Genomic DNA, 11,035 nt, shown 5'->3' with positions numbered 1-11,035 from the left:
GGCTCGCCGGGCGCGGCGGCCTCACACTCCGAATTTCAGCCCTTCCCGCTCGTAATCCTCGCGCACGCAGGTGAGGATCAGGTCGATCTCGGGCGAGGGATCGTCCTTGCGGTAGCTCATGATGACCGGGATCAGGGCCTTCTCCTCGTCGAGGGGACGGTAGGCGACGCCGTCGCGGCGCAGGCGCTCGACCGAGGCCGGCACGACGCAGACGCCCGCCTCCGCGGCGACGAGGCCGAGCGCGGTCTGCAATTCGCGCACCTCGTGAACCACCGGCGGGCGCACCGCGTGGTCGCGAAACAGCGCCAGGATGCGGTCCGCGTTGTTGGGGCGCGCGCCCTTCGGGTAGATGATGAGCGGCGTCTCCGCGAGGTCGCGCAGCTTCAGCGGACCGGGCGCGTGGGTCGCGTCCCAGGTCACCGGCACGGCGACGATCATCTTCTCGTTGCGCAGCAGGATGCGGGCGATGGCCGGATCCTCGATCTCGATGCGGCCGAAGCCGACGTCGATGCGGCCCTCCTTGAGCGCCGCGATCTGCTCCAGCGTCAGGAGTTCGAGCAGCGTCAGGTCCACGTCCGGGCGCTTCAGGCGGTAGCCCCGCAGGATCTCGGGCAGGCGTCCGTAGAGGGTCGAGGCCACGAAGCCGACCCGGAAGCGGTTGCGCTCGGTCAGACGCAGGCGCCGGCCCGTCTCGCGCAGGTCGTCCACCCGCTCCAGGATCTGCAGTGCCTGCTCGAAGATCAGACGCCCCGGCTCGGTCAGGCGCACCGGCCGCGAGCCGCGCTCGATCAGGGGCACGCCGAGCGTGTCCTCGAATTGCTGGATCTGCTTGCTCAGCGCGGGCTGCGCCACGTGCATCGTCTCGGCCGCGCGCGTGAAGCTCTGCTCCCGGGCCACGGCCACGAAGTAGCGGAGGTGCCGAAGCTCCAACTATTCCTCCCGGGAATGTTTTTGTTCCCAATCGGTCTTGGACGCCCACCAAGCCCCTGTCTAGAACTTTAATAAGAGGAAACGCCCAGGAGCGAGCGAAGCCCGGTCCGGCCCGTCAGCCGCACCGCGCACCACGCCCTTCCTGCGCAAGACGACAGAACGATCCGAGCCGGCCGCGCCCCGCGTGGACCTGCAACGATCGTCCCTGCTCTCACGCCAGCCCATCGAGGCCAGGAGGACGCCGTGCTGAACGAGATGCATCAGGTCGTGGAGACCGCCGTCGACGAGAACCCGGAGACCGGCATCTATCGCTGCCGCCGCGATATCTTCACCGATCCGGATCTCTTCGAACTGGAGATGCAACACATCTTCGAGGGCAACTGGATCTACATGGCCCACGAGAGCCAGATCCCGAACCCGAACGACTATTTCACGACCTATATGGGCCGCCAGCCGGTGGTCATCACCCGCAACCGCAAGGGCGAATTGCAGGCCTTCATCAACGCCTGCAGCCACCGCGGCGCGATGATCTGCCGGCACAAGCGCGGCAACAAGTCGACCTTCACCTGCCCGTTCCACGGCTGGACCTTCAGCAACGGCGGCAAGCTCCTCAAGGTCAAGGACCCTGAGGGCGCGGGCTACCCCGACAGCTTCAACTGCGACGGCTCGCACGACCTCACCAAGGTGGCGCGCTTCGAGAGCTACCGCGGCTTCCTGTTCGGCAGCCTCAACCCCGACGTGAAGCCGCTCACCGCGCATCTCGGCGAGGCGACCAAGATCATCGACATGATCGTCGACCAGTCGCCGGACGGCCTCGAAGTGCTGCGCGGCGCCTCGACCTACGTCTACGACGGCAACTGGAAGCTCCAGACCGAGAACGGTGCGGACGGCTACCACGTCAGCGCCACGCACTGGAACTACGCCGCCACCACCAGCCGTCGCAAGGAATCGCACGTCGTCGACAAGACCCGCGCGATGGATGCGGGCGGCTGGGCCAAGCAGGGCGGCGGCTTCTACTCCTTCGAGCACGGCCACCTGCTGCTCTGGACCACGTGGTCGAACCCCGAGGACCGGCCGAACTGGGACCGGCGCGAGGAACTGGCGGCGGCCCACGGGCAGGCGATGGCGGACTGGATGATCAGCCGCTCTCGCAATCTCTGCCTCTACCCGAACGTCTACCTGATGGACCAGTTCTCCTCGCAGATCCGCACCTACCGGCCGATCGCGGTCGATAAGACCGAGGTGACGATCTACTGCATCGCCCCGAAGGGCGAGGACGCGCAGGCGCGGGCGCAGCGCATCCGCCAGTACGAGGACTTCTTCAACGCGAGCGGCATGGCGACCCCGGACGACCTCGAGGAGTTCCGGGCCTGCCAGATCGGCTATCGCGGCCGGGCGGCGCGCTGGAACGACCTCTGCCGCGGCGCCACCCACTGGATCGAGGGCGCCGACGAGGGCGCCAAGGCGATCGGCCTCAAGCCGCTGCTCAGCGGCCTCAAGACCGAGGACGAGGGCCTGTTCGCCATCCAGCACCGGTACTGGATGGACACAATGCGCCAGCACCTGCCGTAGGGCGATGCACGCTTGAACCCCTCCCCTGCCACCACGACGATCCCGGCAAAAGAAGAGGCTCGGGATCCCCTCTCCCGTGTGGGAGAGGGGTAGGGGTGAGGGTGCTACGGTTCCGAGCAAAACGCTGAGCGTCGCGCTGAGAACACCACGGTAGAGTTCAATTCTGAAGCGTCACACCCTCACCCCTACCCCTCTCCCACACGGGAGAGGGGATCCCGCGCAATCTATTGTATCGGATACTTCTCCGAACAGCGCGCGCATCGGGACGGAGGGCAATCACCGACCATGACGGCGCCGGCCCCTCCCGGGGCGCCGAACGCGCCCGCACACCCGGAGGAGACCCCCGATGACCCTGACCCTGGAAGAGGTGCGCCAGTTCCTCTACCGCGAGGCCCGCTATCTCGACGACCGCGACTTCGAGGCGTGGCTGACCCTGTACGCCCCCGACGTCGAGTTCTGGATGCCGTCCTGGGACGACGACGACCAGCTCGTCACCGATCCGCAGCGCGAGGTCTCGCTGATCTACTACGACAGCCGGAGCGGCCTGGAGGACCGGGTCTTCCGCATCCGCACCGAGCGCTCCAGCGCCACCAGCCTGCCGGAGCCGCGCACCTCGCACAACATCTCGAACGTCGAGATCGTCGAGCAGGACGAGGTCTCCTGCAAGATCCGCTTCAACTGGCTCACCTTCAACTACCGCTACAAGACGGTCGACACCTATTTCGGCACCTCGTTCTACACGCTCGACACCAGCGGCGAAAAACCTCTGATCAAGAACAAGAAGATCGTGCTGAAGAACGACTACATCCACCACGTCATCGACGTGTATCATATCTGAGAGGAGTGCCGTGATGAGCAACGTCGCCCTCACCTTCGAGGACGGGGTCACCCGGTTCATCGCCTGCCGACCGGGCGAGACAGTGGCCGACGCCTCCTACCGGCTCGGGATCAACATCCCGCTCGACTGCCGGGACGGCGCCTGCGGCACCTGCCGGGTGCGCTGCGAGTCGGGCCGGTTCGATCCGGGCAGCTACATCGAGGATGCGCTCACCGACGAGGAGGCGGCGCAGGGCTACGGCCTCGCCTGCCAGATGCGCCCCAAGACCGACCTCGTGCTCGCAGTGGCGGCCTCCTCGGAGGTCTGCAAGACGAAGATCGCCGCCCATACGGGGACGATCACCGCGGTGCGGCGGCTGTCCGACACCACCTTCGGCCTCAGCGTCGAGACGCCGGAGCCGATCGAGTTCCTGCCGGGGCAGTACGTCAACATCTCGGTCCCGGGCAGCGGCCGCTCGCGCTCCTACTCGTTCAGCTCGGTCCCCGGCAGCCGGCAGGCCGATTTCCTGATCCGCAACATCCCGGGCGGGCTGATGAGCACCTACCTGGCGGAGGGCGCGCAGCCCGGCGCCAGCCTCGACCTGACCGGTCCCTCGGGCAGCTTCTACCTGCGCGAGATCGCCCGGCCGGTGCTGATGCTGGCCGGGGGCACGGGCCTCGCCCCCTTCCTGTCGATGCTGGGCCGGATCGCCGGGAGCGGCAGCGCCCATCCGATCCACCTCGTCTACGGGGTGACCAACGACGCCGACCTCGTCGAGACGCAGGCGCTCGAAGAGGCCGTCGCGCAGCACCCCAACTTCACCTTCGACACCTGCGTCGCCTCGTCCGACAGCGCGCATCCGAAGAAGGGCTACGTCACCGAGCACTTGGCGCCGGAGCACCTCAACGGCGGCGACGTGGACACCTACCTGTGCGGCCCGCCCGCCATGGTCGACGCGGTCCGCCGCACTTTCTCCGAGCGGGGACTCACCCCGGTGAGCTTCCATTACGAGAAGTTCGCGGCGAGCGGCACGGCCGGGGGCGGCGCATGAGCCCCCGCCAAGAGATCGTCTCGCCGGGCCGCTTCTCGGGCCGGGTCGCGGTGGTGACCGGGGCGGCGCAGGGCATCGGCCGCGAGGTCGCCCTGCGGCTCGCCCGGGAGGGCGCCGCCCTCCTGCTCACCGACCGGTCGGAGATCGTGGAGGAAACCGCCGCCGCGGCGCGCGACCTCGGCGCGGGCGCCGCGGTGCAGCTCGCGGATGTCGAGCGCTACGAGGGCTGCGCGCAGGTGATGGCGGCGGCGGTCGAGCGGTTCGGCCGGCTCGACGTGCTGATCAACAATGTCGGCGGCGCGATCCGGTTCAAGCCCTTCGCCCACTTCGCCCCGGACGAGATCGAGGCGGAGATCCGGCGCTCGCTCTTCCCGACGCTGTGGTGCTGCCGGGCGGCACTGCCGCACCTGCTCGCGGGCGGCGGCGGCAGCATCGTCAACGTGTCGTCGGTTGCGACGCGCGGCGTGAACCGCGTGCCCTACGCGGCGGCGAAGGGCGGGGTGAACGCGCTCACCGCCTGCCTCGCCTGGGAATACGCCGCCCACGGCATCCGGGTGAACGCGGTGGCGCCCGGCGGCACGGAGGCGCCGCCCCGGCGCATCCTGCGCAACCCGGACCCGCCGAGCGACCAGGAGCGCGCCTGGATCGCCGAGGTGGTGGCCCAGACCAAGGCGTCGAGCCTGATGGGCCGCTACGGCACCGCGGCCGAGCAAGCCGCCGCCATCCTGTTCCTCGCCTCCGACGAGGCCTCCTACGTCACCGGCGTTACGCTGCCGGTGGCGGGCGGCGATCTCGGCTGACCCAGACCACCGAACAGAGAAGAGAGGAGACGCTCATGTCCACGATCACCCATTCTCCCGAAGCACAGGCCCTGTTCGACAAGGTCGCGGGCCTCGACACGGACGCGGGCAACCCGCGCATCAAGCAGATCGTCCGCCGCGTCGTCGAGGATGCCTGCCGGATCATCGAGGATCTCGACATCAGCCCGAACGAATTCTGGACGGCGATGAGCTACCTGACCGAGACGGGCCAGAAGAACGAGTTCGGGCTGCTGATGCCGGGCGTCGGCATCGAGCACTTCATCGACCTGTGCCTCGACGCCAAGGAGCGGGCGGCCGGGCTCGCGGGCGGCACGCCGCGCACCATCGAGGGGCCGCTCTACGTGGCGGGCGCGCCGCTCGCCAAGGGCGAGGCGCGCCTCGACGACGATCCGGAGGACGGCGAGGTGCTGATCGTCGAGGGGCAGGTCACCGACACCGACGGCACCCCGGTCCCCGGCGCGATCGTGGACGTCTGGCACGCCAACACGCTCGGGAACTACTCGGTCTTCGACAAGAGCCAGAGCACCTGGAACCTGCGGCGGCGCATCGAGACGGACGCGCAGGGGCGCTACCGCTTCCGCAGCATCCTGCCGAGGGGTTACGGCTGCCCGCCCGAGGGTCAGACCCAGAAACTCCTCGACCAGCTCGGCCGTCACGGCCAGCGCCCGGCCCACATCCACTTCTTCGTCTCCGGCCCCGGCCACCGCCAGCTCACGACGCAGATCAACCTCGCGGACGATCCCTACGTCTACGACGACTTCGCCTTCGGCACCCGCGACGGCCTCGTGGTGGACGTCGCACGCGTCACCGATCCGGCGGCGCTCGCGGAAGCGGGGCTGAACGAGCCCTTCTCGCAGATCCGCTTCGACTTCGCGCTCAACCGCGAAGCGGAGAACGCGCCCGACCCGGTGGTGGTGCGTCCCCACGCCGAAGCGGCGTGAAGCACGGAATCGTCTCCCCTGATCGGGCTGCGACCTGACCGAGAGCGAGACGCACCGAAGTCCCACTCATCACGCGCGAACCCTCCCCCCTCCGCGGGGGAGGGTGGCGAGCGAAGCGAGCCGGGAGAGGGGACGCCGCTTCCGGAAAGGTCGCGACCGTTGTGAAGGGCGTCAACTCCTGAACCGTCGCGGTCCCCTCTCCCGCCCCACTCAGTGGGGCACCCTCCCCCGCTGAGGGGGGAGGGTTGGGACTGCGCCACAGGCACGATCCGACCGCCCGGTCCCGACGCGCATCTCCCGCCTGAACCCCGCATCCGCCCCACACCACGAGACACCCCATGCTCGCCAAGACCCAGCTTCACGACCCGGCCCCGCCGCCCGCCCGCGACCTCGCGGTGGCGGAGATCCGCACGACCATCGTGGACGTGCCGACGGTGCGCAAACACAAGCTCTCGCAGACCTCCGTCACCGCCCAGAGCTATGTCATCGTCCGCCTGCGGCTCGCGAACGGAGTCGAGGGCATCGGCGAGGCAGCGACGCTCGGCGGGCCGCGCTGGAGCGAGGAGAGCGTCGAGGGCATCAAGGCCACGATCGACACCTATCTCGCGCCGGCCCTGCTCGGGCACCCGGCCGACCGCTTCGTGACCGCGGGCGAGCGCCTCGACGCGGCGGCCAAGCGCAACAACGCCGCCAAGGCGGCGATCGAGACCGCCCTGTTCGACGCGGTGGGCCGGACCCTGGGCCTGCCGGTCGCGGCGCTGCTCGGCGGCGCGGTCCGCACCAGCCTGCCCGTCCTCTGGACGCTCGCTTCGGGCGACCCCGACCAGGAGATCGCGGAAGCGGAGGGTAAGCTCGACGCGCGGCTGCACCGCACCTTCAAGATCAAGATCGGCGCCCAGGCCCCCGAGGCCGACCTCGCGCGGCTGGCGCGGCTGGCGCGGGCGCTCGGCGAGCGCGCCCAGCTCATCGTGGACGCCAACCAGGCCTGGGACGAGGCCACCGCGCGGCGCTGCCTGCCGCGCCTCGCCGATCTCGGCATCGCCCTGGTGGAGCAGCCGCTGCCGGCCTGGAACGTCGCCGGGATGGGGCGGCTGCGGGCGCGCGACGACATCCCGCCGCTGCTCGCCGACGAGTGCGTTTTTACGCCCCACGACATGCTGGCGGTGGCGCAGGCCGCCGCGGCCGACGCGGTGTCGCTGAAGCTCGTGAAGCACGGCGGCCTCGTGGGCCTGCGCAAGGTCGCGGCGGTGGCGGAAGCCGCCGGCATCGGCCTCTACGGCGGCTGCCTGCTCGAGAGTTCGATCGGGGCGGCCGCCCATCTCCAGGCCTTCGCGGGCCTGCGCGACATCGCCTGGGGCTGCGAGCATTTCGGGCCGCAGATCCTCACCGACGACCTCGTGACCGAGCCGCTGCGCTTCCGCGACTTCGCGGTGCACCTCCCCGAGGGGCCGGGTCTCGGCGTCACCCTCGATCCCGACAAGCTGCGCCACTACGCCCGGAGTTGATCCCATGCTGTACTGCGTCGAGATGGACGTCGCGATCCCGCACGGCCTCGATCCCGAACACGTCGCCAAGCTGAAGGCCGACGAGAAGGCCCGCGCCCAGGATCTGCAGCGCCAGGGCAAATGGGTTCATCTGTGGCGCGTGGCCGGACGCTACGCGAACATCAGCGTCTTCGACGTCGAGAGCCACGACGAGCTGCACGACATCCTGTCCACCCTGCCGCTCTTCCCGTTCATGACGATGCGGGTGACCCCGCTCGCGCGCCACCCGTCGGCGATCGACTGAAGCGCCAGCCCTCGCCGGCTCCGGTCGGCGCAAGACCAAGAACGATCTCCAAGAAAAATCTTCAAGAACGATCTCCTCCAGAACAAGGACAAGGGAAATGCCCACATCCCACAGCATCGACGTCCAGGACGTCATCAACCGACACGGAGTCTCCGGCTTCCAGATCCGGATCGTGATCCTGTGCTTCCTTGTCGTGGCCATCGACGGCTTCGACACCGCCGCGATCGGCTACATCGCCCCGGCCCTGCGCGCGCAGTGGCAGGTGAGCCAGTCCCAGCTCGCCCCGCTGTTCGGCGCCGGGCTGTTCGGCCTGATGATCGGCGCCTTCCTGTTCGGCCCGCTCGCCGATCGGTTCGGCCGCAAGGCGACGCTGATCGTCACCACGGCCTTCTTCGGGCTCGCCAGCCTCGCCTCGGCGTGGTCGACCTCCATCGAGATGCTGACGGTGCTGCGCTTCATCACCGGGCTCGGTCTCGGCGGCGCGATGCCGAACGCCATCACGCTGACCTCTGAATACTGCCCCGAGCATCGCCGCTCCTTCCTCACCATGGCGATGTTCTGCGGCTTCACCGTCGGCTCGGCGCTCGGCGGCTTCGCCGCGGCGCACCTGATCGCCGATTACGGCTGGCCTTCGGTGCTGGTGATCGGCGGCGTGCTGCCGCTCGCGCTGGTGCCGGTGCTGGTCCTCGGCCTGCCGGAATCGGCGCGCTTCCTCGTGCTCAAGCAGGCCCCGGCCGAAGCGGTCGCCCGGCTCCTCAAGCGCATCGCCCCGGCCGAGGACTTTTCCGGCGCCACCTTCACCGGCATCGCCAAGCCGAAGGGCTCGCCCATCGGCCAGCTGTTCCAGCCGGGCCTCGTCGCCGGCACGCTGTGCCTGTGGCTCACCTTCTTCATGAGCCTCCTGATCTTCTACCTACTGTCGAGCTGGCTTCCCACCATCATCAGCAGTGCCGGCCTGACCCTCAAGGAAGCCTCCCTCGTCACCGTGATGCTCGCCACCGGCGGCACCGTCGGCGGGCTGGTGCTCGGCGCTCTGATGGACCGGGCGAACCCGCACGTGGTGCTGGGCCTGTCCTACCTCGCGGCGGCCGGCTTCGTGGCGCTGATCGGCAGCTCGACCGGCTCGGTCGCCCTCCTGGTCGCGGCGGTCTTCGGCGCGGGCTTCTGCGTCGCCGGCTCGCAGATCGGCATCAACGCCCTCTCGGCGAGCTACTACCCGACCGCGAACCGCGCCACCGGCGTCGCCTGGGCCAACGCGGTCGGCCGGGTCGGTTCGGTGGTCGGCTCGATGATCGGCGCCTCGCTGATCGGGCTGGGCTTCGGGCTGCCGGCGACCTTCGGCATCGTGGCGGTGCCGGCGCTGATCGCCGCCGCGAGCATCACGCTCAAGGGCCGGCTCGGCACGCCGGCGGCGCGCCTCGCCCCGGCGCTCCAGAGTACCTGACGCTCCCCTCCCCGCGCGAGGCGATCGGCCCCGCGCGGGGGGCTATCGATTCCGCGAGCCATCCAGGGAGATTCGACATGCCGCCGACATCCTCCGCTTCCGCCAAGCCCCTGCGCGTCGCCGTGATCGGCGGCGGCATCGGCGGGCTGACCCTCGGCCTGGCCCTGCGCGCCCATGGCCTCCAGGCCGACATCTACGAGCAGGCGGCGGAACTCGCCGAGATCGGCGCCGCCGTCGCGCTGTCCGCCAACGCGACGCGCGAGCTCGAACGCCTCGGCCTCGGCGCTGGCCTGGCCGCCGTCTCGACCGAGCCGACCGAGTTGATCCACCGCGACGGGCGCAGCGGCGCGCGCATTGCCGCCTTCCCGGTCCGGAACGACGGCGCCTACCGGGCCAGGTTCGGGGCGCCGTACTACGGCGTGCACCGGGCCGACCTGCAGAAGGTCCTGAGCGGAGGGCTCGCCGGCGAGGGACTGCATCTCGGCCACCGCCTCACCGCCGTCGACCAGCAGGGCGACGTGATGGCGCTCACCTTCGCGAACGGCGCCGAGGTGGAGGCCGACCTCGTTATCGGCTGCGACGGCGTGCGCTCCGAGGTGCGGCGCTGGATTACCGGCGGAGAGAAGGTGCGCTACTCGGGCACCAGCGCCTTCCGGGGCGTGGTGCCGATGGGCTTGCTGCCGTCGCTGCCCGACCCCGAGGCGATCCAGTTCTGGATGGGACCGGATGCCCACCTGCTTCACTACGCCATCGGCGGCCAGGCCGACTCCGTCAACTTCTTCGCCGTCGTCGAGGGGCCGCAGACCTGGACCTCCGAGCGCTGGCTGACCGTCGTCGATGCGGGCGAGCACCGCGCGGGCTTCGCCGGCTGGCATCCGGCGGTGATCGAGATGCTCGACGCCCTGCCCCAGACCCAGCGCTGGGGCCTGTTCGTCACCGATCCGCTGCGGCGCTGGCACCGCGGCCGGGCGGTGCTGATGGGCGACAGCGCCCACGCCATGCTGCCCCATCACGGCCAGGGCGCCAACACAACGATCGAGGACGCCGTGACCCTGGCCGAGTTGCTGGCCGCTGGCGGTGCGCGCGACCTCGACGGGATGATGCGGCGCTACCAGGGCCTGCGGCAGACGCGCACCCGCACGATCCAGCGCAGCGCCTGGGCGACGAACCGCCTCCTCCACCTGCCCGATGCCGCGGGCCCCGCCACGCTGGCGCAACGCGACACGCGGATGGCGCGCTTCCCCGAGGATTTCGGCTGGATCCACGCCTTCGATGCGCGGGCCGCCGTGACGGAGGCCATCACGGAGGATTCGCAGGCCGCCTGACGGCTCCGCATCCGCGGCTCCCCATCGCCGAGCCCGAAAAGACCTTGGTCGTAGCGGCGGCCCCCGCCAGGACTGGGCGCTTGGATGGAAAGGCTGCCGCTGCGCATCAACCCAGGCTCGCGGGTGGCCTGACCCTCGCACCGCCGCGCCAGCGGCCCAGCAAATCCTGATCCCGCCACCCGGCGTCGCGCGCCTCCGCTCTTGAGGCTGTTGGGCCGCGCGACCCGGGCAACCCGTCCCCTCCCGACACTCAGGTGAACCCCATGACCTCCCTTCCCGTGGTGATCGCGGTGGCGATCACCGGCTCGGTGCCGCGCAAGGCCGACAACCCGGCCCTGCCCACCAC

The 11,035-nt window shown here is 70.0% G+C and carries 10 protein-coding genes; 9 read left to right on the top strand and 1 reads right to left on the bottom strand.

All coding sequences use genetic code 11. The features are described 5' to 3' along the window. Positions 1–21: 21 nt before the first annotated feature. Entirely contained in the window at positions 22–930 is a 909-nt protein-coding gene (locus ACKUB9_RS31690; protein WP_407530219.1) for a LysR family transcriptional regulator, read from the bottom strand. A gap of 255 nt (positions 931–1,185) precedes the next feature. On the opposite strand from ACKUB9_RS31690, the gene benA reads away from it, so the two are divergent. From benA to ACKUB9_RS31645, 9 genes are all read left to right on the top strand, one after another. Continuing rightward, positions 1,186–2,502, top strand: coding sequence for a benzoate 1,2-dioxygenase large subunit (benA, locus tag ACKUB9_RS31685; protein WP_407530237.1), 1,317 nt, complete (start codon positions 1,186–1,188; stop codon positions 2,500–2,502). Positions 2,503–2,848: 346 nt separating this feature from the next. Next, positions 2,849–3,340: a benzoate 1,2-dioxygenase small subunit gene (gene benB, locus ACKUB9_RS31680; protein ID WP_407530221.1), complete on the top strand. Its 492-nt coding sequence runs from the start codon at positions 2,849–2,851 to the stop codon at positions 3,338–3,340. Between the two features lie 13 nt (positions 3,341–3,353). Beyond that, entirely contained in the window at positions 3,354–4,370 is a 1,017-nt protein-coding gene (gene benC, locus ACKUB9_RS31675; protein WP_407530223.1) for a benzoate 1,2-dioxygenase electron transfer component BenC, read from the top strand. Next, positions 4,367–5,170 carry a 1,6-dihydroxycyclohexa-2,4-diene-1-carboxylate dehydrogenase gene (locus ACKUB9_RS31670; RefSeq protein ID WP_407530225.1) on the top strand — a complete coding sequence of 268 codons (804 nt, stop codon included), beginning with the start codon at positions 4,367–4,369 and terminating at the stop codon, positions 5,168–5,170. The genes benC and ACKUB9_RS31670 overlap by 4 nt, the downstream gene beginning before the upstream one ends. A 35-nt stretch (positions 5,171–5,205) precedes the next feature. Further along, positions 5,206–6,132 carry a catechol 1,2-dioxygenase gene (gene catA / locus ACKUB9_RS31665; protein WP_407530226.1) on the top strand — a complete coding sequence of 309 codons (927 nt, stop codon included), beginning with the start codon at positions 5,206–5,208 and terminating at the stop codon, positions 6,130–6,132. A gap of 338 nt (positions 6,133–6,470) precedes the next feature. Next, on the top strand, positions 6,471–7,637 hold the full coding sequence (locus ACKUB9_RS31660) for a muconate/chloromuconate family cycloisomerase (RefSeq protein WP_407530228.1): 1,167 nt from the start codon (positions 6,471–6,473) through the stop codon (positions 7,635–7,637). Between the two features lie 4 nt (positions 7,638–7,641). Then, a complete protein-coding gene (gene catC / locus ACKUB9_RS31655; RefSeq protein WP_407530230.1) occupies positions 7,642–7,920 on the top strand; it encodes a muconolactone Delta-isomerase in 279 nt (92 codons plus the stop codon). A gap of 97 nt (positions 7,921–8,017) precedes the next feature. Continuing rightward, positions 8,018–9,364 (top strand): MFS transporter, encoded by a 1,347-nt coding sequence (locus tag ACKUB9_RS31650; RefSeq protein ID WP_407530232.1) that lies wholly within the window; start codon positions 8,018–8,020, stop codon positions 9,362–9,364. A gap of 77 nt (positions 9,365–9,441) precedes the next feature. Beyond that, entirely contained in the window at positions 9,442–10,689 is a 1,248-nt protein-coding gene (locus tag ACKUB9_RS31645) for an FAD-dependent monooxygenase (RefSeq protein ID WP_407530234.1), read from the top strand. Positions 10,690–11,035: the final 346 nt, after the last annotated feature.

Origin of the sequence: Methylobacterium oryzisoli (assembly GCF_046557895.1) — a bacterium.
Lineage (GTDB): Bacteria > Pseudomonadota > Alphaproteobacteria > Rhizobiales > Beijerinckiaceae > Methylobacterium > Methylobacterium oryzisoli.
The sequence above is the reverse complement of the archived record's forward strand: the minus strand, read 5'-3'. Positions and strand labels throughout refer to the sequence as shown.

Excerpts from the sequence above, each read along its gene's own strand:
- benA (WP_407530237.1), top strand. The coding sequence starts at position 1,186 with ATGCATCAGGTCGTGGAGACCGCCGTCGACGAGAACCCGGAGACCGGC.
- ACKUB9_RS31660 (WP_407530228.1), top strand. The coding sequence starts at position 6,471 with ATGCTCGCCAAGACCCAGCTTCACGACCCGGCCCCGCCGCCCGCCCGC.
- ACKUB9_RS31650 (WP_407530232.1), top strand. The coding sequence starts at position 8,018 with ATGCCCACATCCCACAGCATCGACGTCCAGGACGTCATCAACCGACAC.
- ACKUB9_RS31645 (WP_407530234.1), top strand. The coding sequence starts at position 9,442 with ATGCCGCCGACATCCTCCGCTTCCGCCAAGCCCCTGCGCGTCGCCGTG.
- catC (WP_407530230.1), top strand. The coding sequence starts at position 7,642 with ATGCTGTACTGCGTCGAGATGGACGTCGCGATCCCGCACGGCCTCGAT.
- benC (WP_407530223.1), top strand. The coding sequence starts at position 3,354 with ATGAGCAACGTCGCCCTCACCTTCGAGGACGGGGTCACCCGGTTCATC.
- ACKUB9_RS31670 (WP_407530225.1), top strand. The coding sequence starts at position 4,367 with ATGAGCCCCCGCCAAGAGATCGTCTCGCCGGGCCGCTTCTCGGGCCGG.
- catA (WP_407530226.1), top strand. The coding sequence starts at position 5,206 with ATGTCCACGATCACCCATTCTCCCGAAGCACAGGCCCTGTTCGACAAG.
- benB (WP_407530221.1), top strand. The coding sequence starts at position 2,849 with ATGACCCTGACCCTGGAAGAGGTGCGCCAGTTCCTCTACCGCGAGGCC.